The organism is Paracoccaceae bacterium, assembly GCA_012103375.1.
In the GTDB taxonomy this organism is placed as follows: Bacteria; Pseudomonadota; Alphaproteobacteria; order Rhodobacterales; family Rhodobacteraceae; genus WLWX01.
This window is the reverse complement of sequence record WLWX01000001.1, coordinates 866457-893020: the sequence shown is the minus strand read 5'-3', so window position 1 is coordinate 893020 and position 26564 is coordinate 866457. Positions and strand designations below refer to the sequence as shown.

Below are 26564 nucleotides of genomic sequence, written 5' to 3'. Positions count from 1 at the left end.
GCGCCAGAAAACCTGAAGAAAGATGTAAGCAGCGCGGGCGCTGCAAACAACCTTTTAGTCGGCCTTTGCCGCCGTTGTGACCGTCAGAGAGCCTCCGGCCTTCTCAACAGCTTCGACCGCTGACTTGGATGCCCCGGTCACGGCCAGTTTGATCTTGGCGGAAAAGTCGCCCTTGGCCAGGATCCGCACACCGTCCAGCTTGCGCCGCACCAGACCGCTTTCAACCAGCGTATCCTCGGTAATTTCGCCCTTGGCATCCAGCTTCTTGGCGTCGATGAACTTCTGGATCAGGCCCAGGTTCACGACGGCGAATTTCTTGCGGGTCCGCATGTTGAAGCCACGTTTCGGCAGGCGCTGGTAAAGCGGCATCTGCCCGCCTTCGTACCCTTTGATCGCCACGCCCGAGCGCGATTTCTGGCCCTTGATACCCCGGCCACCGGTCTTACCCGTGCCCGAGCCGACACCGCGGCCAATGCGTTTGCGGGGTTTGGTTGCCCCCGGATTGTCGGAAAGTTCGTTCAGTTTCATGTCGCTTCTCCTTGCCGGATGTGCCCCCCAGCGACGGGAGCGGGCAAACGCGGCGTTTCGGTTTTAGGTGGTCCGGTATGGGCCACCGGCGGCGTATAGACGGGGGGGACGGGGGGATCAAGGGGGATTGGGGCCGAGCTAAACTGCGCTGGACAAGTAATTCAGCTTGGCTGCCTTGATCGACAGGAACATTCGATCTGGCGCGCCAGGATCAACGGCCCGAAACCCAAGCCGCGCATAGAACGCCATCCGTTTTTCGCGGGTTTCATCCTGCAACACATCCAATATCAACGCAGCCGCGCCCAACTGTTCGGAAATCGCGATGCTTCGGGCAATCGCGTCGCCCAACAATGCACTCCCCAGCCCTGCCCTCTGGCACGTCCGATCGACCGCCAAGGCCACCAGATAGATCGCCGGAATTGCGTGTCTGTCGCCACGCTGAGCGATCTGGCCCGCGTGCGCCACCTGAACAGAATGTGCGGCGAGTGCATAGAACCCAACCAGTTTGCCGCCATTTTCCGCTGCGCACCACAGACGGATTCGGTTGTTGGCGATCTTGTCGGTCACCGAGTGTTTCAGCCATCGGTCCATCGCATCAACGCCACAAGAAAAAGCCCCGCGATCGTGCAGGGCCTTGTCGAATGGGCGGATCGTATAGGGTTGTTCAGCCATCCTTCAGCAATGCACGGCGTTTTTCAAACAATGCAGTCAGCGCCTGATTCTTCTGCCCTGCGTGGTCCACAGCTTTCGCGAACGCATCAAACTGATCGGGCTGCAAGGTTGTCAGATGCTGCTGCGCTGAAACGTCCAGCGCCATACGGTAGGCGGCCGAGGCCATGAAGGTACTCATATCCATGCCCACGGCATCCGCACCGGCTTGAATTTCGGCGGCGACGCTGGGTTTCAGCTTGAGTTCCTTGCGCTGCGATTTGGTCTCGGCAATCTGGGACGTATGGTCGGCGATGTGAATCATGATGGCGGCTCCTAGCGCAGCGCTATGTACGTATGAAATACGTATGCGTCAAGTTTTCCGATGTGCCGACGTATGCAAAAAAAACGCCGCCAGGTTTCCCCAGCGGCGCTAAATGTATCGATTGAAAGCTGGCCTGATCTAGCCCTTTTCTTCGACGATCTCCACCAGATGCGGAATCGCTTCGACCATGCCGCGAACCGACGGAGTGTCTTCCAGCTCGCGCGTGCGGTGCATTTTGTTCAGGCCCAGGCCGACCAGCGTGGCGCGCTGTTTGGCGGGGCGGCGGATCGGGCTGCCGATCTGTTTGACGACGATGGTTTTTGCCATGTTCCCGCTCCCCTATGCTTCTGCCGTTTCGGCGGCGGCTTCGGACTTCTCTTCCGGCTTGGCGCCCAGAATGTCAGCCACTTTCTTGCCGCGACGCTGTGCGACAGACCGCGGACTGCTTTCCTTGACCAACCCGTCAATCGTGGCCCGGATCATGTTATAGGGGTTCTGGCTACCGATCGACTTGGCGACGACGTCCTGAATGCCCAGCATTTCGAACACGGCGCGCATCGGACCACCGGCGATGATGCCGGTACCCTGCGGGGCGCTGCGCATTACAACGCGCCCTGCCCCGTGACGACCTTCCATATCGTGATGCAGCGTGCGGCCTTCGCGCAGCTGCACGCGGATCATGTTGCGCTTGGCGGCTTCACCGGCCTTGCGGATCGCTTCGGGCACTTCTTTCGCCTTGCCCTTGCCAAATCCGACGCGACCCTTTTGGTCACCAACAACGACGAGCGCGGCAAAGCCGAAGCGCTTACCACCCTTCACGGTTTTGGAGACCCGGTTGATCGCCACAAGGCGGTCAGCGAATTCCGGCGTTTCCTCGCGGCCACGACCACGGCCACCGCCGCGCTGTCCGCCGCCTCTTTGATTTGGTTCACGTGCCATTATGGCGTCCTTTCCGTTGGGCGCGTCGCCCGGTTGTCTCAATCGCAGTGGGCCAAGGCCCCCCGATCATCGAGGCGACAGATGCCGCCTTCGCTGTTAGAACTTCAGGCCACCCTCACGGGCGGCATCGGCCAGGGCTTTGACCTTGCCGTGGAACAAGAAGCCGCCGCGGTCGAAAACAACGTCTTCGATCCCGGCCTTCTTGGCACGTTCGGCAATCGCCGCGCCAACCTTGGCGGCGGCATCCTTGTTGTTCTTGCCAACAACGCCCAGACCCTTTTCCAACGTCGAGGCGCTGGCCAGCGTCTTGCCAGCCAGATCGTCGATCAGCTGCACCTGGATGTTCTTGTTCGAGCGATGGATGCTTAGACGCGGACGTCCGGTTCCCATCTTGCGGAGCTTGTTCCGGACGCGCATGCGGCGCTTCAGGAACAGCTGTCGTTTTGTGTTCGCCATGTTATCCGGTCCTTACTTCTTCTTGCCTTCCTTACGGAAGATGAACTCGCCCTTATAGCGGATGCCTTTGCCCTTATAGGGTTCGGGCTTGCGCCATTCGCGGATGTTGGCCGCGACCTGACCGACGAGTTGTTGATCTATGCCCTCGACGATGATCTCGGTCGGCTTGGGGGCCGTGACCGTGACGCCTTCGGGTACTTCGAAGTTCACATCGTGCGACAGGCCAAGCGCCAGTTTCAGGGTGTTGCCCTGCATGGTCGCGCGATAGCCGACGCCCGTGATCTCCATCTCTTTCTTGAAGCCGTCGCTGACGCCGGTGACCAGATTGGCCACCTGGGTGCGGGACATGCCCCACTGTTGACGCGCTCGCTTGGACTTGCCGCGCGGCGTGACGGTCAGTTCGTTCCCGTCCAGCTTGATGGTGACGTCATCACCAGCGGTGAAGCTGCGGGCGCCCTTGGGGCCCTTGACCTCGACCGTCTGGCCCGACACTTCGGCCGTGACGCCCGAAGGCAGTTCGACCGGTTTCTTACCAATTCGTGACATCGCGCTTCCCCTCAGAAGACTGTGCAGAGCACTTCGCCGCCGACATTTGCCGTGCGGGCCGAAGCGTCTGACATGACGCCCTTGGGCGTCGAGACGATGGCGACACCAAGTCCCTGGCGCACCTGCGGAATGTCGCGCGTGCCCATATAGACCCGGCGACCGGGTTTGGAGACGCGCTTCAATTCGCGGATGACGGGGGTGCCGTCGAAATACTTCAGGCTGATTTCGATGGCCGGGTGGCCATCTTTGCCCGTCTTGGCTTCGTGGCCGCGGATATAGCCTTCGTCGGCCAGCACATCCAACACCCATGCGCGCAGCTTGGACGCCGGTGTTTCCACCGTCGACTTGCCGCGCATCTGCGCATTGCGGATACGGGTCAGCATATCACCGATAGGATCGTTCATACCTTTGCCCCCTTACCAGCTTGACTTTACAAGGCCGGGAATCTGGCCTTGCGAGCCCAGGTCGCGCAGCGCGATCCGGCTCATCTTGAGTTTGCGATAGTAGGCGTGCGGACGACCGGTCAGCTGACAGCGGTTGTGCAACCGGGTGGCCGAGCTGTTGCGCGGCAGTTTCGCCAGCTTCAGCGAGGCGCGGAAACGCTCTTCCATCGGCTTCTTCTCGTCGTTGACAATCGCTTTCAGCGCGGCGCGCTTTTCGGCGTATTGTGCAACCAGCTTCTGGCGCTTCTTTTCACGCTCTATCATGGATTTCTTCGCCATGGTCAGTTGTCTCCCGCGGCTTCGCCGGTGAACGGCATGTTGAATTGCTTCAGCAGCGCCTTGGCTTCGGCGTCGGTGGCTGCGTCAGTGCAGATGATGATGTCCATGCCCCAGACCTCATCGACTTTGTCGAAATCGATCTCTGGAAAGACGATATGTTCCTTGAGGCCCATGGCGTAGTTGCCGCGACCGTCGAACGAGGTCGGCTTTACGCCACGAAAGTCACGAACCCGCGGCAGTGCCACGGTGATCAGACGGTCGAGGAATTCATACATCCGGTCACCGCGCAGGGTGACCTTGGCGCCCAGCGGCATTTCTTCGCGAACCCGGAAACCGGCGATGGATTTCTTCGCCTTGGTGACCATGGCTTTCTGGCCGGCAATCGTCGTCAGGTCTTCCTGCGCCGATTTGGCTTTCTTGCTGTCGCGCACAGCCTCGGCACCGCAGCCGATGTTCAGCACGATCTTTTCCAGGCGCGGGATCTGCATCCCGTTGGAATAACCGAACTCTTCTTTGAGCGCGTCACGGGCTGTCCCGAAATAATGCGCCTTCAGGCGCGGGGTATAGTCAGCGTTGTCCAACATCAGATCACGTCCCCCGTGGTCTTGGCGAAACGCACTTTCTTGTCGCCATCCATGCGGAAGCCGACGCGGGTGGGTTTGCCCTTGGCATCAATCAGCGCCAGATTGCTCAGGTCGATGGGCGTGGCTTGCGGCACGCGGCCACCCTGGCTGGTCTGGCTTTGGCGGGTGTGACGGATGGCAATGTTTATGCCTTCCACGACGGCCTTGTTCTTCGCAGGCATGACGGCGGAAATCTCGCCCTCTTTGCCTTTGTCCTTACCGGCCAGCACGACGACTTTGTCGCCCTTTTTCAGTTTCGCAGCCATTCAGAGAACCTCCGGCGCCAGCGAGATGATTTTCATGAAGTTTTTGCCGCGCAACTCTCGCACCACCGGCCCGAAGATACGGGTGCCGATCGGTTCGTTGTTGTTGTTGAGGATCACGGCGGCGTTGCCGTCAAAGCGGATGGCGGTGCCATCGTCACGGCGGACTTCCTTGGCGGTGCGCACGACGACGGCTTTGCGCACGTCGCCTTTCTTGACGCGACCGCGCGGGATCGCCTCTTTCACGCTTACAACGATGACATCGCCAACGGACGCATAGCGCCGTTTCGACCCACCGAGGACTTTGATGCACTGCACCCGGCGCGCGCCGGAGTTGTCAGCGACATCCAGATTGGTTTGCATCTGGATCATTTGGGTTCTCCCGACCTTTGGGGACTTTCTGCCCCAGGGTTTCGTCGAACCGGAAGGTTAAGGCTTACTGGGCCAAAACCTCCCAGCGTTTGGTTTTCGAGATCGGCGCGCATTCCTGAATGCGGACTTTGTCACCGGTCTTGAAGGTGTTCTTCGGGTCGTGGGCGCGATATTTCTTGGACGCACGCACGGTCTTGTGCAGCAGCGGGTGGGCATAGCGGCGTTCGACCAGAACCGTCACGGTCTGTTCGTTCTTGTCGCTGGTTACGGTGCCGTTCAGGATACGTTTGGGCATCTCTTAGGACTCCGCTTTCGCCGCATCGCGGGCTTTTTCGTTGAGGATGGTCAGCACACGGGCCGCATCACGACGCGCGCTGCGCATCCGGGCGGTGCTTTCCATGGATCCCGTTGCCTGCTGAAAGCGCAGGTTGAAGGATTCTTTTTTGAGGTTGGCCAGTTCGTCTTTCAACTGGTCAGGCGTCTTTTCACGCAATTCAGAGGCGTTCATCGCCGTTCGTCCTTTCAACATCACCGGAGGGCCCTTTGCGACATGCGCAGGTCACCCTGGTTCCAGTGGAGTGGGTGGTGAAGGGGGCCGTATAGGGGGGGTGGGGTTGGGTTGGCAAGGGATAGTTTTCTACTCAGAGTCACCTGACCAACGTTGTTTCAGGCACGCCAGTTAAAGGGGTCTGGAATTGCGTCAGCATTATCAACTCGGAACTGATCTTCGTTCGCCACGAGAAACTCCCAAACATCTTTTTGTACTACATAAGGCCATTCCAACACCCTGTTGGTCCCACCCCCTTTTTGCAGCCAACCTTTAGATACCAAAGGTATGAGCCTTCGATCATTAAATTCGGCCGAAAATGCACGTCGGCGTGTTGTTACCAAATAGGCAAGAACATCCAGCTCTTCTTGCGGCGCCTGGAAGATTTCGGATTCAATTTGCCTTTTGAAAGCACTTCGCCGCTTTGACCTTTGAAATGCCTTCCAAATTACTACCGGCAGATTGTGTTGAAAAACTCCGTTTTAGGGCCTGAACGATGATTTTTCTTTCCATGCAGCCCGATCCTAAATTTTTGGCGCGGGGGTCGGCCCAAATCGCCTACATGCGCTCACGCGCAGCCATGCGCTGTCTCGTGGTCAAAGCTTTCCGACTATTTCGCTTCATAGGTTTTCGCAAGAAATCCGCGACGCTCTGATTTCGGAGTTTTTCAACACAATCCGCAAATAGGCGACATTCGCCAACAGTACACTTAAAGAAAAAAGTCCAACAATGACTGCGGTCGTCAGCAGCCATCCGGGCGTTTCAGTAAGGTACGGCAACCCAAACCAATCTCCGCCAATAACCAGAAAACAACCGATAAGCGCCGCCAACGCAGGGAACCATCCTGCCTGGAGAGCCGCAACAAATTCCTTCAGGCTTGGCATGGCGATTCAATCCGATTGACCAATTGACTGAGCTCAGAATAGCTAAAGTTGAATTTTAGCACACGACTGTCCTTCCCCCCTAAAACTGGGCCACTACATTGGTCTTGAGAGGGGAATATGTAATGGCACGGAAACGGCATTCGGACGAAGATGTATTGAAGCTGCTGCGTGAGATTGAGCTGAAGCTGACGGGAGGAAGTGACGTTGCATCGGCGTGTCGTAGCGTCGGCATCAGCGATGCGACATATTACAACTGGCGGAAACGGTTTGGTGGTATGGGACGGTCGCAGTTGTCGGAGATGCGCAGCCTGGAAAAGGAGAATGGGCGTCTCAAGAAGATCGTCGCTGAGCTTGAATTGGACAAGCTGATCCTCAAAGAAAGCCTGAACTACTTAAAGCCCAGGGCCTGACGACTGGGGAGCTCCGTCAGGCCGTTATTCATACGCGCCAAAAGCTCGCGACCTCGGAGCGGAGGACCTGCCGGGTCGTCGGTATGGCGCGAAGCTCTCTGCAATATCGACCCGCGCCAAAAGACGATGATGCTCTACGGCTCGCTTTGATCCGCCTGGCCAAGCAATATGGGCGCTACGGCTATCGTAAAGTTTCGGAACTCCTGCGCATCGAGGGCTGGCGGGTCAATCATAAGAAGGTTGAGCGTCTCTGGCAGGAAGAAGGACTGCAACTCCCGCAGCGGCACAGGAAGCGCAGACGGCTTTATCACAAGGACAGCTCGATCATTCGCCTCAGGCCGACGCATCCGAACCACATCTGGAGCATCGACTTCGTTCACGACAAGCTCAGCAATGGCCGGAGCTACAAGATGCTGACCGTTCTGGATGAGTACACCCGGCAGGCCCTGGCCGTGGAAGTTCGCAGCAGGATGGGCGCCGAAGATGTTCTGGAGGCGCTATATCCGCTGCTCCTCTGCCATGGCACGCCGGAGTATATCCGCTCCGACAACGGCCCAGAGTTCGTAGCCAAGGCGATGCAGGAGTGGTTGGTTCGCGTTGGTGTTCGACCAATTAGAATCTATCCGGGGTCCCCTTGGGAAAACGGATACAACGAGAGGTTCAACGGCACTCTCCGGCACGAGATCCTCAACGCTGAATGGTTCACAACAACGAAACAGGCACAGATCGTCATCAATCATTGGCTTAAGCAGTACAACCACACACGTCCGCACCAGGCTCTGAACATGCGACCACCAATGCCAGAAACTCTAATCAGAAATGGCCCAGAACTTGGGGGCTAGACAGGCGTAGCTGGTGTAGCCGGGGAAATCGTTCTCCTCGCACCAGGCTTGCCCGGCCTCATCATCTTCGGCCACCGTCAGGCAGGAAGCGTGGAGTTCGCCCGCATCCACCGGCTTGCCCCGTTCGGACAATTGCGCCTGGTAGAGGCGGGTGACGAAAAGGGACCGGGCCTCGGACATCGGGCTTACGCCACGCCTTCCAGCTTGCGGTTCGCCTGAACCGAGGGGCGCGTCAGCATCCGCTGGTAGTGCGCCTCGACGTTCGCAGGCAAATCCCAACCGGCGACATCCTTCGCCCAGTATTCGCAGTAATACAGCGCCGTATCCGCGATGGTGAAATCACCCATCAAAAAGTCTTTGCCGGCGAGCTGTTCGTTCACCACGGCAAAGGCATCCATCATCGCCGCCTTGCCACGTACCTTAAGTTGTTCGTGCTCTTCCGGGTTGTCGGAATAGGCATCCGGGCGGCGGAACAGGCGCCAGGACAGCATGTGCACGGTGCCGACGACGAAATCCATCGCTTCAAGCGTCCGCGCAAACCCCTCTGGATCCGTCGGCATCAGGTTCTTTTCGGGGTTTTTCATCGCCAGCCAGATCGCAATCGCCGCGTATTCCGTCAAAACCGAACCATCGTCGCGCACCAGGGCGGCCACCTTGCCCTTGGGATTCAGCGCCAGATACTCGGGCGACTTCTGTTCCTTCTTGGAAAAATCTACGACCCGAACATCAAACGGTTCGCCGATTTCCTCCATCAGAACATGGATCCCGACCGAGCAGGTTTTCTTGGCGTAGCAGAGTGTGGTCATAAGCGTGTTTTCCTGTGCGAATTAACTGGCGGATCCTCAGACGACTGCGGATGCCGTGCCATGATTAACAGACCTCTACCCGAGGTGCGTCAACAAAGGAAAGGCCCGGCGCCACCTGCTTGCCTATGCGGGGCGTGAAATTGGTTCAGCGACGTTGACGCTGGCGTAATGTCAAACAGCGTACTAACGTCGCAGGAGGCAACAAGGGGAGGACTTAGAATGTTTGCACGAATGACAAAGTTTCAATCAGATCCCGCACGGCTGGAAGAGATGGTCGCGCGCATTCCGGATATTCGCGCTGGCGTCAGCCAGATTTCCGGCGGCGTTGCAAACTGGGCGATGTGGAACGACGACGGCGCTGGATATGCGGTCGCGATCTATGAAGATGAGGCTGCGGCAAATGCCGCGACGCCTCAGATTCAAGCCATTTGGGGCGGGCTGGCGGACTTGCTGACCGCGCCGCCGGAAGTGACGTCCTTTTCTTCCGCCGAGAAGATCCGCGACTAAAGCGTTTCGACATTAACCTGAGACATATCCGGCGGCCTTAAAGTAGTTCCAGCATTCTACTGGGTCGTAGAGATCGCAGATTGCTCCGATTGCTTCGAAGACCTGGGTAAAGGACCTGGCCCCGATCCGTCGCAAATGGGCTTTCAGTTTAGAGAAGGCCTGCTCGATGGGATTCAGGTCGGGCGAGTACGGTGGCAGGTAAAGGAACCAGCAGCCGTGATTGCGTAAAGCCTGCGTCGCCTCCTTATTCCGGTGGGTTGCCAGGTTGTCGAGAATGACGACAGTGCCGGGGTTGATCTCGGGGACCAGCACTTCGCGGATGTAGGCCGCGAAGGCGGGGCCATCTATCGCTCCCTTGATGACCCAAGGTGCGATCAGCGCGCCTTGGGTCAGGCCCGCGATCAAGGTTTGGGTTCCCCAGCTTCCGAAGGGCGCATCCATCGTCAGGCGCTTACCGCGCTTGGCTCTGCCGCGTAGGCGCGTGAGGTTTGTCTTCACTGCGGTTTCGTCAATAAAGACAACGCGCTCAGGAAAGGTCGCAATGGCTGGCGAGCGGTATCTGAACCAGTCGGCCCGTTGCTGCCTTACCTTGGCGCGGCGGCGCTCGGTTGCGACCAGCGACTTTTTTTGTACGTGAAGCCGAGCCGGGACAGAAGGTTGGCGATGGAGGAGTGATGCACCCGCACACCCTCTGCATCGGCCAGCGCATTACGCAACTCAAAGAGCGTGATGTCAGGGTCTTGTGCGATCAACTCCTCAAAGAATTCCCGATGCGGAGCCAGCTTTCCCTTGCCGCGCGGCGGTCCCTGCCGGGCAGGTTCCGCATGACCCTTCATCCTCACCTGACGCGCCCACCGCGCGCCTGTGGCAGGCGACAGCTTCAACCGCAACGCCGCCGCGCGCCCGCTCAACCCTTCTTCAATGTATCTCTGAAACCGTATCCGAAGCGCAGATGGCAAAGGTGCTGACATGATCCATCCTCCCAAACAGGATGAATCACAGATCAGGTCTCAAGGGAATCCCTCGCGATTCAGGTTCAAGCCGAAACGCTTTAGGATGCCACGGCACCTGAGATGACCAGTGGATCTCAGGTCGTCGTCGCGCGTTTTGTGCATCCGGAGCCATGCCCCCCGTGTGCAAGATCTGCGTCAACGGGGTGCAAGTGTCGTGGCTATTGGCAACCCATACATCGACAAAGAAAAGACCCCGCCGCAGTCGCGACGGGGTCTCCTAAGTTTCACCGGGTTGCGGCCCGCAGGTTTTCGGGGAAAACCCGCTGTACCGCGCGTTGACGCGCTAACGCGCGCCGGGCTTACCAGTCTTCGCGTTGGATCGTCCGGGTCTTGACCGGCAGTTTCATCGCGGCAAGGCGCAGCGCCTCGCGTGCGACACCGTCGTCGACGCCGTCAATTTCGAACATCACGCGGCCGGGTTTGACCTTGGCGGCCCAACGATCGACCGAACCCTTACCTTTACCCATACGAACTTCGATGGGCTTGGCAGTGACGGGCGTGTCCGGGAAGATGCGGATCCAGACGCGGCCCTGACGCTTCATGTGGCGCGTCATGGCACGACGTGCGGCTTCGATCTGCCGGGCGGTGATCCGCTCGGGCTCGATCGCCTTCAGGCCGTAGGTGCCGAAGTTCAGGTCAGAGCCACCCTTGGCCTCACCTTTGATGCGGCCTTTGTGCATCTTGCGGAATTTGGTTCGTTTTGGCTGTAGCATGATTAGTTCCTCCGACCGCCGCCGGCACCACGGGGTGCGGGACCGTCTTGCAGTTCCTGCTGGCGACGATCACGCGCTGCGGGATCGTGCTCCATGATCTCACCTTTGAAGATCCAGACTTTGATCCCGATGATGCCATAGGCGGTTTTCGCGTCGTAACCGGCATAGTCGATATCGGCGCGCAGCGTGTGCAGCGGCACCCGCCCTTCGCGATACCATTCGGTGCGCGCAATCTCGGCACCGCCAAGGCGGCCCGCGACGTTGACGCGGATGCCAAGGGCACCCATCCGCATGGCGTTCTGAACCGCGCGCTTCATCGCACGGCGGAAAGAAACGCGACGTTCCAGCTGTTGCGCGATGCTTTCGGCCACCAGGGCGGCGTCCAGCTCGGGCTTTCTGACCTCAACGATGTTCAGGTGCAGTTCGCTATCGGTCATCGCGGCAAGCTTCTTGCGCAGGGTTTCGATGTCGGCGCCCTTTTTGCCGATAACAACGCCCGGACGCGCAGCATGGACCGTCACGCGGCATTTGCGGTGCGGACGCTCGATGATGATCTTCGAGATCCCGGCCTGCTTGCACTCTTCCTTGATGAATTCGCGCATCTTGATGTCTTCCATCAAGAGGTTGCCGTAATCTTTGGTGTCGGCGTACCAGCGGCTGTCCCAGGTGCGGTTGACTTGCAGGCGCATGCCGATCGGGTTGACTTTATGTCCCATTAGGCTTGCTCCTCAACTTGACGGACTTTGATGGTAAGTTCGACAAAGGGTTTCATGATCTTGCCGAACCGGCCACGCGCCCGCGGACGACCGCGCTTCATGGTCATGTTCTTGCCGACCCAGGCTTCGGCGACGACAAGTTCGTCGACGTCTAGGTTGTGGTTGTTTTCCGCATTCGCAATGGCCGACTGAAGGCATTTCTTCACGTCGATGGCGATGCGCTTCTTCGAAAAGGTCAGATCGGACAGAGCCTTCTCGACCTTCTTGCCACGGATCATCTGGGCGACCAGGTTCAGCTTTTGCGGGCTGGTGCGCAGCATCCGGGTTTTGGCAAGCGCTTCGTTGTCTTCCACGCGGCGGGGATTTTTATCCTTGCTCATGGCTTACTTCCGCTTCGCTTTTTTGTCGGCGGCATGACCGTAATAGGTCCGTGTCGGCGAATACTCACCGAACTTCTGACCGATCATGTCTTCGCTGACGTTGACGGGAATGTGCTTCTTGCCGTTGTAGACCCCGAAGGTCAGACCAACGAACTGAGGCAGAATGGTTGAGCGGCGCGACCAGATCTTGATGACCTCGTTGCGGCCCGACTCACGCGATTTTTCGGCCTTTTTGAGGACGTAAGAGTCCACAAACGGGCCTTTCCAGACGGAACGTGCCATATCTTAACGGCCCTTCTTCTTGGCGTGACGCGAACGCAGGATCAGCTTCGACGACGCCTTGTTCTTGTTACGGGTGCGCACACCCTTTGTCGGCTTGCCCCAGGGGCTGACGGGGTGGCGACCACCCGATGTCCGCCCTTCGCCACCACCATGCGGGTGATCGACCGGGTTCATGACCACACCACGCACAGACGGGCGGATGCCCTTGTGCCGGTTGCGGCCAGCCTTACCGAAGTTCTGGTTCGAGTTGTCGGGGTTCGAAACCGCACCAACTGTCGCCATGCATTCCTGACGGACAAGGCGCAGCTCGCCCGAGGACAGGCGGATCTGCGCATAGCCACCGTCACGCCCCACGAACTGAGCGTAGGTGCCGGCCGAGCGTGCAATCTGCCCGCCCTTGCCCGGCTTCAGCTCGATGTTGTGGATGATGGTGCCGATCGGCATGCCCTGGAACGGCATCGCGTTGCCGGGCTTGATGTCGACCTTCGCGCCCGAGATCACCTGATCGCCGACGGAAATCCGCTGCGGTGCGATGATGTAGGTCTGGGTGCCATCTTCATATTTGATCAGCGCGATGAAGGCGGTGCGGTTGGGATCATACTCGATCCGCTCAACCGTTGCGGCCATGTCATGCTTGGTGCGCTTGAAATCAACGATACGGTAAAGGCGCTTTGCCCCCCCGCCTTTGCGACGCATCGTGATCCGTCCGGTATTGTTCCGTCCGCCATTCTTGGTCAAACCCTCGGTGAGGGATTTGACCGGGCGGCCTTTCCAAAGCTCCGAACGGTCGATCAGAACCAGCCCACGCTGGCCCGGCGTCGTCGGTTTGTACGACTTGAGTGCCATGTTTAACTGTCTTCCGTTTGCTTGGCCGACGGAGGCTGCGCCTCGCCGTATGTGAAAGGGCCCCGAAGGTCCCCGGTTAGGGTGGGCAACGCCCAAAACTACGCCACCCCGGACGAATCCGGGGTGGAGCAGATGGGGGTATTTAGCGGAGGGTTGGGAGGGTGGCAAGGGGGTGTCGAGTTTGCCAAACTTGAAGATGCTGCGAGAGTTGCCGATCCAAATAATCAGCCTCGCATTTGTCGATCATAACCTCGAATTCACATCCATCCGCTGATGCAGAATGCGCATAACGATGATACCTTCATCACCTTCTTTGAAGAAAATCACATGCCTTGCAACAGTATAGCGATAATAGCCCTCTCGACCGTGGTACGCGCGTCCCGAACTGCCGCCGGAAGCGAGGTTTTGAAAAGCTGCATTGAGGTCGCCTGTGTAGAGGTTCGCCTGCGCCTCACCCCAAGTTCTTGCCGTGTACCACCAGATTTCACTGAGATCGTTTTCGGCTGCATGCGAAAGCGTAAAACGGCTCATGCTTTCTCGGCTGCGTACTCAATCCTCATGCGTGCTTTAAAGTCATCAAAGTTGAAATCTTCCGCGACGCCTGAGCGTTCGCCTTCTTCAAGGGCAGCATTCAGCCGCGCAATCGCCTGTGCCCGATCCTGATCCTGCCGGATCAGGTGGCGGACGTAGTCGCTGGAATTGGCGAATTTGCCGTCGTCGGTGCGGCTCTCGACCCAGTCTTTCATCTGGTCGGGAAGGGAAACGTTCATTGTGGCCATGGGGTAATATGGTGCGTCATGGCAAAGATTGTCAAGAATACGAGATTTTGGGCGTGTGCAGGGCTGAAACCCCCTACCCACCCCCATAAGTCTCCGCCAGATACGCAACGATCTGGCTCAGCTCGCCCTCGTCCGCCGTCAGGCCGTTGCCAACCATTCGGCTGACCAGAGACTTGGCATCCTCGGGCGTGTTCAGCACCGCGCCCTGCACCAGACCGGGGGAATGACATTGCGAGCATTTCGCCTCAAACACCGCCATCGCGGCTGCGGTGTCATAGGCTTCGGGTGCTCCGATATCGGATTGGCGCACGGCGGTTCGGGCCTGTTGCGCGTCCTGCTCTGTTAGCCTTCGCTCACTGACCGCCTCGCGCAGGGTCGGCGAAATCGCGATCAGATAGGCCGTTACGTGCCACTGATCGCTTTCGTTGATCGGGTTCAGCGCAGTGGCGCGGTTGGCCATGCGGACCACGGTTTTGTGCCAATCCTCGGGCGTGCGGGGTTTGACCAGGATGGTGCGCAGATCGTGGCATTGGGTGCAGCTTCGGGTCAGCACCGTGCGCCCGGCGGCCAGACCCTGGGCGGAGGCCAGAACCTCCAGCCCGGCCTCATCTTCAAATCCGATCTGGGGCAGGAAGGTCGTCACCCGGTCGATCCGATCCTGCGAGAAATTCTGCCCGTCCTGCGCCGTGGCGCGCAAATACGCCTCGCGCGCGGCATAGGGCAGCGCCAGGCCGGTCAGCAGAAGCGTGCAAATCAGCAGCGATGTCCCCAGGATCGGGGCCAGAGTGCTTTCCATATGTTTGAAGAACCGCACGATGACAATCTTGATCAGCAGGATCGCCCCGACGGCGATGCCTAGGGTCAGGTGTATCACGGTACGGGCAGGCAGCTCGATCTGATAGGACCACAGGCGCGGCACCATATCCCACATCAGCACGACATAGATCGCCACAAACACCCAGCCGAACACCCGGTGCAGGTTCATCAGCGATCGCGGGGCCGAGCTTCGGTGCTCTTTCTTGTTGAATGGAAAACCCCAGAGGTAATACATCAGGAACGTCAGAAACAGCGCAAGCAGCAGGAATGCGCCTCCGAAAATTGCGTTTACTGATGCACCCATGATCTTCCCCGTTCTTTGTCCGGGCAACCCAACGGTTGCCTATTCGGGGCAGATTGATGGTGTTTGCTGAACCGATCAAGGGTTGGGGTGCGGTATTGTGCCAAAGAAAAAGCCCCGCCGGGTGTGGGCGGGGCCTTCTATTCATGTGCCGGGCTGACGCCCGGCCTGCCGGTTTGCAGTGTGTCGCAGGCCGGGGGTGCACCCCGGCGCGACGTCACAGACCGGTGGTCACGTCGATCGTGTTACCCTCTTCCAGGGTCACATAGGCTTTCTTGACGTCCTTGCGTTTGCCCGGCTGGCCGCGGAAACGCTTGGTCTTGCCCTTGGTGATCGAGGTGTTCACCGCCTTCACCTTTACACCAAAGAGGTTTTCAATCGCCTCTTTGATCTGCGGTTTGGCGGCGTCGATCGCCACTTCGAAAACAACCGCATTGGCTTCGGAGGCCATGGTCGCCTTTTCGGTGATGACCGGCTTGCGGATCACATCATAGTGCTTGGCTTCAACGCTCATTTCAGGCGTGCCTCCAATGCTTCCAGACCCGCTTTGGTCAAGACCAGCGTGTCACGCTTCAGGATGTCGTAGACGTTGGCGCCCATCGAGGGCAGCACGTCGACGCCGTCGAGGTTCGCAGCAGCCTTCGCGAAGTTTTCATTCACGTCAGCACCGTCGATGACCAGTACGCGCTTCCAACCAAGATCCTTGACCGCCTTGGCCAGCGAACCGGTCTTGGCGTCCTTCATCTCGATATTGTCGAGCACGACCAGGCTGCCGTCGGCGGCCTTGGAGCTCAGCGCGTGTTTCAGACCCAGGGCGCGGAACTTCTTGGTCAGCTCGTGACCGTGGCTGCGCACCACCGGACCTTTGTAGATACCACCACCGCGGAAGATCGGGGCCGAACGTGCGCCGTGGCGTGCGCCGCCGGTGCCCTTCTGGCGATAGATCTTCTTGGTCGAGTATTTCACCTCGGACCGGGTCTTGACCTTGTGGGTGCCAGCCTGCGCCTTGTTGCGCTGCCAGCGGACCACACGGTGCAGGATGTCCGCACGCGGTTCCAGCCCGAAGATGGCATCGTCCAGATCAACCGATCCGGCCTTCTTGCCGTCGAGTTTGATCGCATCAGCTTTCATTGGACTTGTCTCCTTCGCCGGCATCGCCCGGGGCGTCACCGCTATCGGCGGCAATATCGGCCTCGGCCTCTTTCAGTGCAGCGGCTTCCTGCTCGGCAGCTTCGGCGGCCAGGCGTTCGGCTTCTGCGGCTTCTGCGGCGGCAGCTTCGTCAGCAGCGGCCTGGGCCAGCTTTTCAGCCTCGGCAGCGGCAGACTTCAGCGCAGCGGGATAGATCACATTCTCGGGCGTTGGCTTCTTCACCGCGTCCTTGATCGTGACCCAGCCACCTTTGGAGCCCGGGACCGCGCCCTTGACCATGATCAGACCACGATCGGCATCGGTACGGACAACCCGCAGGTTCTGCGTGGTAATCCGTGCGGCCCCCATGTGGCCGGCCATTTTCTTGCCCTTGAACACCTTGCCGGGGTCCTGACACTGGCCGGTGGACCCGTGCGAGCGGTGGCTGATCGACACACCGTGGGTTGCGCGCAGGCCTTTGAAGTTGTGACGCTTCATCGCACCGGCGAAACCCTTACCAATCGAAGTGCCGGACACGTCGACGAACTGGCCTTCGAAATAGTGGTTGGCCGTGATCTCTTCCCCGACGCCGATCAGGTTTTCCGGGGCAACCCGGAATTCCGCGATCTTGCGCTTGGGGGCAACCTTGGCCGTGGCATAGTGGCCGCGCATGGCTTTGCTGACCCGCTTGACCCGGGCCGTTCCCGCACCAAGCTGAACAGCCGAATAGCCGTCTTTTTCAGCCGTGCGCGTGGCAACGACCTGCAGTTCGTCCAGTTGCAAAACGGTAACAGGAACCTGCTTTCCGTCTTCCATGAACAGCCGGGTCATCCCGACTTTCTTTGCGATTACGCCTGAGCGTAGCATAGGCTCGCCCTCCCTCAGACTTTGATTTCGACGTCGACACCAGCGGCCAGGTCGAGCTTCATCAGCGCGTCCACGGTCTGCGGGGTCGGGTCCACGATATCGAGCAGACGCTTGTGCGTCCGGATCTCGAACTGGTCGCGCGACTTCTTGTCGACGTGCGGACCGCGCAGAACGGTGAATTTCTCGATTTTATTGGGCAGCGGAATCGGCCCGCGGACGGTGGCCCCGGTCCGCTTGGCGGTCGAGACGATTTCCTGCGTGCTGGCATCCAGCACACGGTAATCGAACGCCTTCAGGCGGATGCGGATATTCTGGCTGGCGATTGCCATGGGTAAAGCCTTTCGCGTTGAGAGGTGGAGGCGGATCATCCGCCTCCACATCGAACTTGTTGGTGCAAGCCGGGGTTAATCCCGGCCCACAGGCGAAGGTAGGCCGGGCTTCAGCCCGGCATCCCCTTATTCGATGATTTTCGACACCACGCCGGCGCCGACGGTGCGGCCACCTTCGCGGATCGCGAAGCGCAGTTTTTCTTCCATCGCGATGGGCGCGATCAGATCAACCGTGAACGACACGTTGTCGCCCGGCATCACCATCTCGGTGCCCGAAGCCAGCGTAACCGTGCCGGTCACGTCGGTGGTGCGGAAGTAGAACTGCGGACGATAGTTCGCGAAGAACGGCGTGTGACGACCACCCTCTTCCTTGGTCAGGATATAGGCTTCGGCTTCGAACTTGGTGTGCGGGTTCACGGACTTGGGCGCACAGAGCACCTGGCCACGCTCAACACCGTCACGGTCGATACCGCGCAGCAGAACACCGACGTTGTCGCCAGCTTCACCACGATCCAGCAGTTTGCGGAACATTTCCACGCCCGTGCAGGTGGTTTTCTGGGTGTCGCGGATGCCGACGATTTCAATCTCGTCGCCAACGTTGATCACGCCACGCTCAACACGACCGGTCACAACCGTACCACGGCCCGAGATCGAGAACACGTCTTCGATCGGCAGCAGGAAGGGCTGATCCACGGGACGCTCGGGCGTCGGGATATAGCTGTCGACGGCTTCCATCAGCTTGCGGATCGAATCCTCGCCGATTGCATTGTCGCGGCCTTCCATGGCGGCCAGTGCCGAACCCGGAATGATCGGAATGTCGTCGCCCGGATACTCATAGCTGCTCAGCAGCTCACGAATTTCCATTTCGACCAGTTCCAACAGCTCTTCGTCGTCAACCTGATCAACCTTGTTCATGTAGACGACCATGTGGGGGATACCCACCTGGCGGCCCAGCAGGATGTGCTCACGCGTTTGCGGCATCGGGCCGTCGGCAGCGTTCACAACCAGGATCGCGCCGTCCATCTGGGCGGCACCGGTGATCATGTTCTTGACGTAGTCGGCGTGGCCGGGACAGTCGACGTGGGCATAGTGACGTGCTTCGGTCTCATACTCGACGTGTGCGGTCGAGATGGTGATGCCGCGCGCTTTTTCTTCGGGCGCTGCGTCGATTGCGTCATAGGCCTGGAAATCACCGAAATACTTGGTGATCGCTGCCGTCAGCGTGGTTTTACCATGGTCAACGTGGCCGATGGTGCCGATGTTGACGTGCGGTTTGGTGCGTTCGAACTTTGCCTTTGCCATGATGGCCTCCTTAGTGGTCTTGTCGGGGGCCGGGAAAACCCGGTCGGTGTTTTAGGCGTATTTTGCCTGGATTTCGTCACTGATGTTGTTCGGGACGGGTTCGTAATGGTCGAACTGCATGGTGAAGTTCGCCCGACCCGAGCTCATCGAGCGCAGGTTGTTGATATAGCCAAACATGTTGGCCAGCGGCACGAAGGCGTTGATCTGGACCGCGTTACCGTGTGAATCCTGACCCTGCACCTGACCGCGACGGCTGGTCAGATCGCCGATGATGTTGCCGGTGTATTCGTCCGGGGTGACGACCTCGACCTTCATGATCGGTTCCAGCAGCTTTGCGCCGGCCTTTTTCATCGCTTCGCGCATCCACTGACGTGCGGCGATTTCAAAGGCCAGAACGGACGAGTCCACATCGTGGAACTTGCCGTCGATCAGTGCGACCTTGAAGTCGATGACCGGGAAACCTGCCAGCGGACCAGAGTCCATGACCGATTTCACGCCCTTTTCGACGCCGGGGATATATTCCTTCGGCACGGCACCGCCGACGATGCGGGACTCGAACGAGTATCCTTCGCCCGGTTCGGTCGGGGTGATGATCATCTTCACCTCGGCGAACTGACCCGATCCACCCGACTGCTTCTTGTGGGTGTAGGTATGTTCGGTCTCGCGCGAAATCGTCTCGCGATAGGCCACCTGCGGCGCACCGATGTTGGCTTCGACCTTGAATTCGCGCTTCAGGCGATCGACGAGGATATCGAGGTGAAGTTCCCCCATGCCCTTCATGATCGTCTGGCCCGATTCCATGTCGGTTTCGACGCGGAACGACGGATCTTCGGCTGCAAGACGCTGCAGGCCCTGGCCCATCTTTTCCTGGTCGGCCTTGGTCTTCGGCTCTACCGCGATCTCGATAACCTGATCGGGGAAGGTCATGGTTTCCAGAACCACCGGGTTGCCCTTGTCGGACAGGGTGTCGCCCGTGGTCGTGTTCTTCAGACCACCCAGCGCAATGATGTCACCGGCAAAAGCCTCGGTGATTTCATCCCGGTCGTTCGAGTGCATCATCATCATCCGGCCAACGCGTTCGTTGTTGCCCTTCGTCGAGTTCAGCATCGAGTCGCCCTTGCTAAGCGTGCCCGAATAGATCCGCACAAACGTCAGCGAGCCGACAAACGGGTCGTTCATGATTTTGAACGCCAGGCCCGAGAACGGCATCGTATCATCGGCGCGACGCGCGATGTTGCGGGTTTCGGTTTCGTCGCCCGGCTTGAAGCCCATGTAGTCGACCACGTCCAGCGGGCTGGGCAAATAGTCGATGACGGCGTTCAGCAGCGGCTGGACACCTTTGTTCTTGAACGCGGAACCGGCCAGAACCGGGATGAACTTGATCTCAAGCGTGCCCTTGCGGATCAGGCGGCGCAGTGTCGGAACGTCAGGCTCGTTGCCTTCCAGGTATTCCATCATCGCGTCGTCGTCCATGTCGACGGCGGTTTCGATCATCTTGCCACGCCATTCGTCGGCCTGCGCCTTCAGACTGTCGCGGATCGGGCGTTTTTCCCAGGAGGCACCCAGGTCTTCGCCGGCCCAGACCCATTCTTCCATGGTGACCAGATCAATGATGCCTTCCAGCTCATTCTCGGCACCGATCGGGATTTGGATCGGGCACGGTGTGGCACCGGTGCGATCCTGAATCATGTGGACGCAATTGAAGAAGTCAGCGCCGATCTTGTCCATCTTGTTGACGAACACGATACGCGGAACCTTATAACGATCCGCCTGCCGCCAGACCGTTTCGGTCTGCGGTTCAACACCCGCGTTGGCATCCAGAACAGCGATTGCACCGTCAAGCACGGCAAGCGAGCGTTCGACTTCGATGGTAAAGTCAACGTGGCCCGGCGTATCGATGATGTTCATTCGATGCTTTGAAGTATCGGCGGTCGTGCCATCCTCGGTACGTTCCCAGAACGTCGTGGTCGCAGCCGAGGTGATCGTGATGCCACGCTCTTGCTCCTGCTCCATCCAGTCCATGGTGGCCGCGCCATCGTGCACTTCGCCGATGTTGTGCGACTTGCCGGTGTAATACAGAATCCGCTCAGAGCAGGTGGTCTTGCCTGCGTCGATATGAGCCATGATGCCGAAATTACGGTAACGCTCGAGGGGATATTCGCGGGCCATCTGCCTGCTCCTTCAATTCAGTCGTCGGGAAGCCCGACGGTATTACCAGCGGTAGTGGCTGAACGCTTTGTTGGCGTCGGCCATCTTGTGGGTGTCTTCGCGCTTCTTCACAGCCGATCCGCGGCCCTGGACCGAATCGACCAGCTCACCGGCCAGACGTTCTTCCATGGTGTTTTCATTGCGGCTTTTGGCGGCGGCGATCAGCCAGCGGATCGCGAGTGCTTCGCGACGCTCGGGGCGCACTTCGACGGGCACCTGATAGGTCGCACCACCAACCCGGCGCGAGCGGACCTCGACCGAAGGTTTGATGTTGTCGAGGCTTTCGTGGAAAACTTCGACGGGCGATTTCTTCAGCTTATCCTCAACCCGGTCAAACGCGTTGTAGACAATGCGCTCGGCGACGGATTTCTTGCCGTCGACCATCAGGTTGTTCATGAACTTGGTCAGAACCCGGTCACCAAATTTGGCATCGGGCAGGACTTCGCGTTTTTCGGCGGCGTGGCGGCGGGACATATCGTCTTCCTCTTACTTCGGACGCTTGGCGCCGTACTTCGAACGGCGCTGTTTGCGGTCTTTGACGCCCTGGGTATCCAGAACACCGCGCAGGATGTGATAGCGAACACCGGGAAGGTCTTTCACACGACCCCCACGGATCAGGACCACCGAGTGTTCCTGAAGGTTGTGCGACTCACCCGGGATATAGCTGATAACTTCGAACCCGTTGGTCAGGCGCACTTTGGCGACCTTCCGCATGGCCGAGTTCGGCTTCTTCGGCGTCGTGGTATAGACGCGCGTGCAGACGCCGCGCTTTTGCGGGCATCCTTCCAGGTGCAGCGACTTGGAGCGTTTGACTTTCGGCTGACGCGGTTTGCGGATCAGCTGCTGGATCGTTGGCATTGGGCGGTAAACCCCCTCGTTTCAACATGTTGTCGGGGACGGCCCCCGGTATTCAATTCATCAGTCCCGCCTTGCGCGTCCGCAAAACGAAAACACCGCAGCGCTCCCTCTGTCGTTGGGATCGGCACGGTGGGCATTCAGAGGATCGGGGCGGTCAGGCCCGGATCATGGCCGCTTCGGTTGTGTGGCATGAACACGACGGTTCAAACCGGCGGTCCAAGTGGGCGCGATATAGGCGGAGTCGCGGGGGCTGTCAACAGGCGGTAAACGGCGCGTTCGCACTGTCATGAACGACGCGACGCATGTTCCCGTGCCAGCGTGAAAACACCTGTCGCGACGATGATGCCCGCCCCAAGCAACGTCCACGGATCGGGCCATTCATCAAAGAACACAAAGCCAAGCAGCAGCGCCCACAGCAGGTTTGTGTATCGCAGCGGTGTGACGACCCCGATCTCGCCCACGCGCATGGTCATCACCGAACAGACATAGGCCACAAGGATGAAGACCGCCGCCCCGATCAGCAGCGCGATATCGGCCAGCCCAAATCCGACCCAGTGCTCACCAAGCGTGCCGAAACCTGCGAAGACGGTTACGCCCACACCCCCAACCACGGCTGCCAGTACCGACGACGCATCACCACTCAGCCGCCGCGCGGACAGATCGCGGATGACAACAAAAACCACGGCAATCGCTGCATAGACCGAATAGATCGTGAACCCCTCGGCGCCGGGGCGAATGATTATCAGCACCCCCACCATGCCCACGCAGATTGCCACAATGCGACGCCAGCCAACGGGTTCTGCGAAAAACAGCGCCCCGGCCAGGGTGATCGCCAAAGGCAGCACGGCCAGGATCGCCGTGGCGTTGGCAATCGGCATGTTGAACAGGGCATTCAGGAAGAAATAGACGGCCCCGATCTCGGCCAAGGTGCGGACCAGCAGAAGGCGGCGGTCGCGCGCATTGCTCGGGATCTTCAACGCACCCATCCACCAGCCCAGCGCCAGAAACAGCGGCAATGTCACCACCCCGCGCAGAAACACGATCTGGAAGAACGGAACCGATCCCGACAGCGCTTTGATGCAGGCGTCATTCAGCGTGAACGCCGCCATCGACGCCATCATCAGCAGCGCGCCCTTCATGTTGTCGCTTTGTCCCGTCATCATGCTGCGGTATCAGGGCGCACCCGGCGTGACCAGCAAGGACCGCGCAGAAACAGATCCGTCACAGATCCGACGCACCCGTCATTCCGCCCCACAACAATCTGTGCCAGAATGGCCAGCAAGAACGGTGAACCCGCCAAGACCAATGAGGCAGCGACGTGATTTTCGAAACCCGGCGGATCAAGGCGCAAACCATCTGGCCCGACTGCCTGCTGGCGGCGATTGCCGGGCAGGGTCGGCTGGACCTGATCTTCGGTTCGGGGCTTACGGCTGTTCCCGTTGTCACCGCCCCCGATTTCGCACCCGAGGGCGTTCGAACGATTGGCGGCGGTGCACGCATTCCGGGGCTTTGCCATGCGGCGCAACCGGCAACGCACTTAGCCGTCGATGGTGTCCAGCATGCGATAAACACGGTCGCTGCCGAAGTCGATCTGTTCGCCGGGCTGAATTGCGCCATTGTCCTGCGCAATGGCGAGGGCGCGGCAATTGTTGCCGACTGGCTGCGCAATCATGCGCGCCTCCATGGATTGCAGGGGGCGGTGATCGTTGACCGGGCCGGGCCGCAGGAAGACGAAACCTTCAGCCGCCGCCTGGAACGCGCACTGCAGAAATCCGCTGCGGACGGGCTTGAGGCGCTGGTGATCCTCAGCAGCGATGTGCCGCTGGGCCGCAAGGGATTGGGCCCCGAGGCGCATCCCTTCAATGCCCCCGACGCCCCCGGCAAGGATCGAATGGCCCGGCCCCAACCTGACGCCTGGGCGGCCCCCTTCGCGGAACCGGTTCTGTTCGAGTTGATACGCTGTCAGTTCCTGGCCAGCGCACGTGCAGTCCTGAATATCGAGGCCCACGATCTTCTGCGCCCGCCCATCCCTGCTTCGGTCTTTGATCTGGCCGTCGCCTCGGACGTCGGCGTCGTCCCCCTGATCGGAGAGCGGATTTATCCCTGGAGCCTGCGCAAGGGCAAACGCGCCGGATTTGGCGATCATATCTGCCGCCGGTTTGACAGCAGACCGGCCAACCCGCGATGGTGCCTGGCGCCGGGCAAACTGGACCCGGCCGCGAACTGGCAGCATATTCGCGTCGGCGGTGTCACCCCGACCCACGATCCAATCGTCTATGACCGCTGCATGGCGTTGCGCCATCCCGGGCGCAAAATCTCGAAGATCGTACCGAAGGCCAGCCTGATCGAAAATGAGGCGCTGATCGCGCGGGCCAAGCGCGACTTTGGCGCAGCCCCGCTGCGCGCGCCAACAGTCACCTCGGGCGCGGATCAAACCGGCAACCGCACGGTGATTGTCACAACGATGAAGAACGAGGGGCCCTTCATTCTGGAATGGCTGGCCTATCACCGGGCCATCGGGGTGGCGGATTTCCTGATCTACACGAACGACTGCACCGATGGCACCGACGACATGCTGCAACTGCTGGACCGCCACGGCATCGTGCAACACCGCGAAAATCCGTTTAGAACTTCGGGCCAGAAACCGCAGCACGCCGCGCTGGCCGCCGCTGACGATGAACCGCTGATCAACGAAGCCAACTGGGCGGTGTGCATCGACGTTGACGAGTTCATCAACATTCACGCAGGCGCCGGCCGGCTTGACGACCTTTTTGCCGCCACGAAAGGCGCGAACCTGATCTCGATGACGTGGCGGCTGTTTGGCAATTCGGACCTGCATGACTATGTCGATCGCCCGATCATCGAACAATTCACCCGCAGCGCGCCCGAGGTTATGCGCAAGCCGCATCAGGCCTGGGGCTTCAAAACCCTGTTCCGCAACATTGGGCTGTTCAAGAAACTGGGCGTGCACCGCCCAAAGGGGTTAAGGCCGCAACTGGTGGACGAGATTGTCTGGCTCAACGGGTCAGGCAAGCCGCTGCCCAAGTCGATGTACCGAAACGCCTGGCGGTCAACCTCGGCAACCTACGGCTATGATCTGGTGACGCTTAACCACTATGCGGTGCGTTCTGCCGAAAGCTTTCTGGTCAAGCGTGACCGGGGCCGGGTGAACCATGTCGACCGGGATCAGGGCAGTAACTATTGGTTTCGAATGAACAACAACTATGAAGAAAACCGCTCGATCCAACGCATGATACCGATCGTGCAGGCCGAAATGGACCGCCTACTGGCACTGGACGGCGTGGCCGCCGCGCATGCGCATTCCGTCGCCCGCCACCGTACCAAAATTTCTGAACTGAAGGCGCGCGACGACTACGCGGCGTTCTACGCCGAACTGACCAGCGCCCGGATGCAGACCTTGTCACGCCTGCACTATATCTTCGGCCGCGAAACCTATACCGCTGGCCCCGAAGTAATCCCTGATGAGGTTGTGCGCCTGGATCACCCCAAGGGGTTTTTCTTCCGACCCGGACGTACTTCAGCGCAGCCTCGGTGATCACCGGTTGATTGAAGCGGCGATATCGGCCACAGATTCAGATACTGCACCCCTGACCGACTGAAAGACGCAGAATGAAACCATTGGAAGACGCATCCTTCACGGTCATCAGCACGATGAAGAACGAGGGGCCGTATATCCTCGACTGGATCGCGCATCACAAGGTTCTGGGGTTCGACAATATCGTTGTCTGTACCAACGATTGCGACGACGGGACCGATGCGATTCTGGACGTTCTGCAGGAAAAGGGGCTGGTGCAGCACCATCGCACCCGGATCTGGCCCCGTGCCGGAATCCATCGTTCCGCCTTGAAGCAATCGCGCCGCTACAAGGAAACGACCGAGGCGGATTGGTTATACGTTTGCGACGTCGACGAATACCTGAATGTGAAAATCGGCGACGGTTCGGCCCGCGCGCTGGTCGCGGCGTCGGGTGCGAATATCGACGTGATCGCGGTGCCATGGCGCCTGTTCAGCCCGAACGGCATACGCGACTTGCGCGACGAAACCGTCACCCGGCAATTCACCGATGGAGAGCAGGATCACCGCGCGAACCGTCACGCCGGAAAATTTGTGAAATCCCTGTTCACCGGGCTTGAGAACGTCAAGCGTATCGGCCTGCACGGCCCGATCCAACAGGCCGAGCTTGATCGCGAACTGGTGCGCGTTCTGCCCGGTGGCGCGCCCTATACCAAGGACGGCAAGCGCACCGAAAACCCACCGGTCTTCGATATTGCGCAGGTCAACCACTACGCGCTGCGTTCGGTGGATTCGTTTCTGATCAAGAAAGACCGGGGGCGTGCCAATCACATGTCGCACACCATCGGCTTCAAATATTGGAAGACCCACAATCGCGGCGGGGTCGCGGATACCAGCGTATCACGCTATGACGCCGCCAGTCAGGAATGGCGCGCAAAACTGGCCGAATGGCCAGAGCTGACGGAATTGCACGAAAAGGCGCTGGAGATTCACCGTGCCAAGGCCGCCGAGTTGCGAACGCAGGAAGAATTTTTGCCGCTGGTCGAGGCGGTTGAGGCAACGTTGGCCTAACG

At 59.5% G+C, this 26564-nt stretch carries 39 protein-coding genes and 1 pseudogene; 5 read left to right on the top strand and 35 right to left on the bottom strand.

Annotated elements, in window-relative coordinates; translation table 11 throughout:
• Nucleotides 1-54: 54 nt before the first annotated feature.
• The 15 genes from GKR99_04700 to GKR99_04630 all read right to left on the bottom strand — a co-directional run bounded on the left by GKR99_04700 (nt 55) and on the right by GKR99_04630 (nt 6722).
• Nucleotides 55-528, bottom strand: coding sequence for a 50S ribosomal protein L15 (locus GKR99_04700; protein ID NKB26883.1), 474 nt, complete (start codon nt 526-528; stop codon nt 55-57).
• Nucleotides 529-666: 138 nt separating this feature from the next.
• Nucleotides 667-1200 carry a GNAT family N-acetyltransferase gene (locus GKR99_04695; GenBank protein ID NKB26882.1) on the bottom strand — a complete coding sequence of 178 codons (534 nt, stop codon included), beginning with the start codon at nt 1198-1200 and terminating at the stop codon, nt 667-669.
• On the bottom strand, nt 1193-1501 hold the full coding sequence (locus GKR99_04690; protein NKB26881.1) for a DUF1778 domain-containing protein: 309 nt from the start codon (nt 1499-1501) through the stop codon (nt 1193-1195). Before GKR99_04690 ends, GKR99_04695 begins: the two co-directional genes overlap by 8 nt.
• A gap of 138 nt (nt 1502-1639) precedes the next feature.
• The gene (gene rpmD, locus GKR99_04685) at nt 1640-1828 is read right to left on the bottom strand and encodes a 50S ribosomal protein L30 (GenBank protein NKB26880.1); all 189 of its coding nucleotides are present in this window, start codon (nt 1826-1828) and stop codon (nt 1640-1642) included.
• A gap of 12 nt (nt 1829-1840) precedes the next feature.
• Nucleotides 1841-2440, bottom strand: coding sequence for a 30S ribosomal protein S5 (gene rpsE / locus GKR99_04680; GenBank protein ID NKB26879.1), 600 nt, complete (start codon nt 2438-2440; stop codon nt 1841-1843).
• A 96-nt stretch (nt 2441-2536) separates the two neighbouring features.
• The gene (gene rplR, locus GKR99_04675) at nt 2537-2896 is read right to left on the bottom strand and encodes a 50S ribosomal protein L18 (GenBank protein ID NKB26878.1); all 360 of its coding nucleotides are present in this window, start codon (nt 2894-2896) and stop codon (nt 2537-2539) included.
• Between the two features lie 12 nt (nt 2897-2908).
• Nucleotides 2909-3442, bottom strand: coding sequence for a 50S ribosomal protein L6 (gene rplF, locus GKR99_04670; protein NKB26877.1), 534 nt, complete (start codon nt 3440-3442; stop codon nt 2909-2911).
• 11 nt (nt 3443-3453) lie between these two features.
• Complete coding sequence (gene rpsH, locus GKR99_04665) at nt 3454-3846, bottom strand: 30S ribosomal protein S8 (GenBank protein NKB26876.1); 393 nt, start codon at nt 3844-3846, stop codon at nt 3454-3456.
• 12 nt (nt 3847-3858) lie between these two features.
• On the bottom strand, nt 3859-4164 hold the full coding sequence (gene rpsN / locus GKR99_04660; GenBank protein ID NKB26875.1) for a 30S ribosomal protein S14: 306 nt from the start codon (nt 4162-4164) through the stop codon (nt 3859-3861).
• 2 nt (nt 4165-4166) lie between these two features.
• On the bottom strand, nt 4167-4748 hold the full coding sequence (gene rplE, locus GKR99_04655) for a 50S ribosomal protein L5 (GenBank protein NKB26874.1): 582 nt from the start codon (nt 4746-4748) through the stop codon (nt 4167-4169).
• On the bottom strand, nt 4748-5053 hold the full coding sequence (locus tag GKR99_04650) for a 50S ribosomal protein L24 (GenBank protein ID NKB26873.1): 306 nt from the start codon (nt 5051-5053) through the stop codon (nt 4748-4750). The genes rplE and GKR99_04650 overlap by 1 nt, the downstream gene beginning before the upstream one ends.
• Nucleotides 5054-5422 (bottom strand): 50S ribosomal protein L14, encoded by a 369-nt coding sequence (gene rplN / locus GKR99_04645; GenBank protein NKB26872.1) that lies wholly within the window; start codon nt 5420-5422, stop codon nt 5054-5056. It lies immediately after the preceding gene.
• Between the two features lie 64 nt (nt 5423-5486).
• Nucleotides 5487-5717: a 30S ribosomal protein S17 gene (rpsQ, locus tag GKR99_04640; protein ID NKB26871.1), complete on the bottom strand. Its 231-nt coding sequence runs from the start codon at nt 5715-5717 to the stop codon at nt 5487-5489.
• A 3-nt stretch (nt 5718-5720) separates the two neighbouring features.
• On the bottom strand, nt 5721-5930 hold the full coding sequence (rpmC, locus tag GKR99_04635; protein ID NKB26870.1) for a 50S ribosomal protein L29: 210 nt from the start codon (nt 5928-5930) through the stop codon (nt 5721-5723).
• A 597-nt stretch (nt 5931-6527) separates the two neighbouring features.
• Nucleotides 6528-6722, bottom strand: coding sequence for a hypothetical protein (locus tag GKR99_04630; protein NKB26869.1), 195 nt, complete (start codon nt 6720-6722; stop codon nt 6528-6530).
• A 253-nt stretch (nt 6723-6975) separates the two neighbouring features.
• Here GKR99_04630 and GKR99_04625 point away from each other — a divergent pair, with 253 nt between their 5' ends.
• On the top strand, nt 6976-7263 hold the full coding sequence (locus tag GKR99_04625) for a transposase (protein ID NKB26868.1): 288 nt from the start codon (nt 6976-6978) through the stop codon (nt 7261-7263).
• Entirely contained in the window at nt 7209-8105 is an 897-nt protein-coding gene (locus GKR99_04620) for an IS3 family transposase (GenBank protein ID NKB26867.1), read from the top strand. The genes GKR99_04625 and GKR99_04620 overlap by 55 nt, the downstream gene beginning before the upstream one ends.
• On the opposite strand, the pseudogene GKR99_04615 reads toward GKR99_04620, so the two are convergent.
• Together GKR99_04615 and GKR99_04610 are read right to left on the bottom strand one after the other, a co-directional pair.
• A pseudogene (locus GKR99_04615) lies at nt 8103-8285 on the bottom strand (hypothetical protein). The gene GKR99_04620 and the pseudogene GKR99_04615 sit on opposite strands and share 3 nt — an antisense overlap.
• A gap of 5 nt (nt 8286-8290) precedes the next feature.
• Nucleotides 8291-8911, bottom strand: a complete 621-nt coding sequence (locus tag GKR99_04610; protein ID NKB26866.1) for a glutathione S-transferase — start codon at nt 8909-8911, stop codon at nt 8291-8293.
• Between the two features lie 231 nt (nt 8912-9142).
• Here GKR99_04610 and GKR99_04605 point away from each other — a divergent pair, with 231 nt between their 5' ends.
• The gene (locus tag GKR99_04605) at nt 9143-9418 is read left to right on the top strand and encodes a hypothetical protein (GenBank protein ID NKB26865.1); all 276 of its coding nucleotides are present in this window, start codon (nt 9143-9145) and stop codon (nt 9416-9418) included.
• Between the two features lie 12 nt (nt 9419-9430).
• Here the strand turns inward: GKR99_04605 and GKR99_04600 are convergent.
• The 18 genes from GKR99_04600 to GKR99_04515 all read right to left on the bottom strand — a co-directional run bounded on the left by GKR99_04600 (nt 9431) and on the right by GKR99_04515 (nt 23117).
• Nucleotides 9431-10389, bottom strand: a protein-coding gene (locus tag GKR99_04600; protein ID NKB26864.1) for an IS630 family transposase whose coding sequence is annotated in 2 segments (ribosomal slippage) — nt 9431-10045 and nt 10048-10389 — 957 coding nt in all. Because the reading frame shifts where the segments join, the coding sequence is not laid out codon by codon here.
• Nucleotides 10390-10730: 341 nt separating this feature from the next.
• Nucleotides 10731-11144, bottom strand: coding sequence for a 50S ribosomal protein L16 (gene rplP / locus GKR99_04595; protein NKB26863.1), 414 nt, complete (start codon nt 11142-11144; stop codon nt 10731-10733).
• Between the two features lie 2 nt (nt 11145-11146).
• Nucleotides 11147-11860 carry a 30S ribosomal protein S3 gene (gene rpsC, locus GKR99_04590; protein ID NKB26862.1) on the bottom strand — a complete coding sequence of 238 codons (714 nt, stop codon included), beginning with the start codon at nt 11858-11860 and terminating at the stop codon, nt 11147-11149.
• On the bottom strand, nt 11860-12240 hold the full coding sequence (rplV, locus tag GKR99_04585; GenBank protein ID NKB26861.1) for a 50S ribosomal protein L22: 381 nt from the start codon (nt 12238-12240) through the stop codon (nt 11860-11862). Before rplV ends, rpsC begins: the two co-directional genes overlap by 1 nt.
• A 3-nt stretch (nt 12241-12243) precedes the next feature.
• On the bottom strand, nt 12244-12522 hold the full coding sequence (rpsS, locus tag GKR99_04580) for a 30S ribosomal protein S19 (GenBank protein NKB26860.1): 279 nt from the start codon (nt 12520-12522) through the stop codon (nt 12244-12246).
• A gap of 3 nt (nt 12523-12525) precedes the next feature.
• Nucleotides 12526-13368, bottom strand: a complete 843-nt coding sequence (gene rplB, locus GKR99_04575; GenBank protein NKB26859.1) for a 50S ribosomal protein L2 — start codon at nt 13366-13368, stop codon at nt 12526-12528.
• A gap of 243 nt (nt 13369-13611) precedes the next feature.
• A complete protein-coding gene (locus GKR99_04570) occupies nt 13612-13899 on the bottom strand; it encodes a type II toxin-antitoxin system RelE/ParE family toxin (protein NKB26858.1) in 288 nt (95 codons plus the stop codon).
• Nucleotides 13896-14147 (bottom strand): type II toxin-antitoxin system ParD family antitoxin, encoded by a 252-nt coding sequence (locus tag GKR99_04565; protein NKB26857.1) that lies wholly within the window; start codon nt 14145-14147, stop codon nt 13896-13898. The genes GKR99_04570 and GKR99_04565 overlap by 4 nt, the downstream gene beginning before the upstream one ends.
• Before the next feature lie 73 nt (nt 14148-14220).
• A complete protein-coding gene (locus GKR99_04560) occupies nt 14221-15267 on the bottom strand; it encodes a c-type cytochrome (protein NKB26856.1) in 1047 nt (348 codons plus the stop codon).
• 214 nt (nt 15268-15481) lie between these two features.
• Nucleotides 15482-15778 (bottom strand): 50S ribosomal protein L23, encoded by a 297-nt coding sequence (locus GKR99_04555; GenBank protein ID NKB26855.1) that lies wholly within the window; start codon nt 15776-15778, stop codon nt 15482-15484.
• Nucleotides 15775-16395, bottom strand: coding sequence for a 50S ribosomal protein L4 (gene rplD / locus GKR99_04550; GenBank protein NKB26854.1), 621 nt, complete (start codon nt 16393-16395; stop codon nt 15775-15777). Before rplD ends, GKR99_04555 begins: the two co-directional genes overlap by 4 nt.
• Nucleotides 16385-17260 carry a 50S ribosomal protein L3 gene (gene rplC / locus GKR99_04545; protein NKB26853.1) on the bottom strand — a complete coding sequence of 292 codons (876 nt, stop codon included), beginning with the start codon at nt 17258-17260 and terminating at the stop codon, nt 16385-16387. The genes rplD and rplC overlap by 11 nt, the downstream gene beginning before the upstream one ends.
• Before the next feature lie 14 nt (nt 17261-17274).
• Complete coding sequence (rpsJ, locus tag GKR99_04540; GenBank protein ID NKB26852.1) at nt 17275-17589, bottom strand: 30S ribosomal protein S10; 315 nt, start codon at nt 17587-17589, stop codon at nt 17275-17277.
• Between the two features lie 126 nt (nt 17590-17715).
• Nucleotides 17716-18891: an elongation factor Tu gene (gene tuf / locus GKR99_04535; GenBank protein ID NKB26851.1), complete on the bottom strand. Its 1176-nt coding sequence runs from the start codon at nt 18889-18891 to the stop codon at nt 17716-17718.
• Between the two features lie 51 nt (nt 18892-18942).
• Nucleotides 18943-21060 carry an elongation factor G gene (gene fusA / locus GKR99_04530; GenBank protein NKB26850.1) on the bottom strand — a complete coding sequence of 706 codons (2118 nt, stop codon included), beginning with the start codon at nt 21058-21060 and terminating at the stop codon, nt 18943-18945.
• A gap of 42 nt (nt 21061-21102) precedes the next feature.
• A complete protein-coding gene (rpsG, locus tag GKR99_04525) occupies nt 21103-21573 on the bottom strand; it encodes a 30S ribosomal protein S7 (GenBank protein ID NKB26849.1) in 471 nt (156 codons plus the stop codon).
• Nucleotides 21574-21585: 12 nt separating this feature from the next.
• Entirely contained in the window at nt 21586-21957 is a 372-nt protein-coding gene (locus tag GKR99_04520) for a 30S ribosomal protein S12 (protein NKB26848.1), read from the bottom strand.
• A gap of 284 nt (nt 21958-22241) precedes the next feature.
• Entirely contained in the window at nt 22242-23117 is an 876-nt protein-coding gene (locus GKR99_04515) for an EamA family transporter (protein NKB26847.1), read from the bottom strand.
• Between the two features lie 209 nt (nt 23118-23326).
• Here GKR99_04515 and GKR99_04510 point away from each other — a divergent pair, with 209 nt between their 5' ends.
• Complete coding sequence (locus GKR99_04510) at nt 23327-25513, top strand: glycosyltransferase family 2 protein (protein ID NKB26846.1); 2187 nt, start codon at nt 23327-23329, stop codon at nt 25511-25513.
• Between the two features lie 83 nt (nt 25514-25596).
• On the top strand, nt 25597-26562 hold the full coding sequence (locus tag GKR99_04505; GenBank protein NKB26845.1) for a glycosyltransferase family 2 protein: 966 nt from the start codon (nt 25597-25599) through the stop codon (nt 26560-26562).
• The last annotated feature ends 2 nt before the right edge of the window (nt 26563-26564 follow it).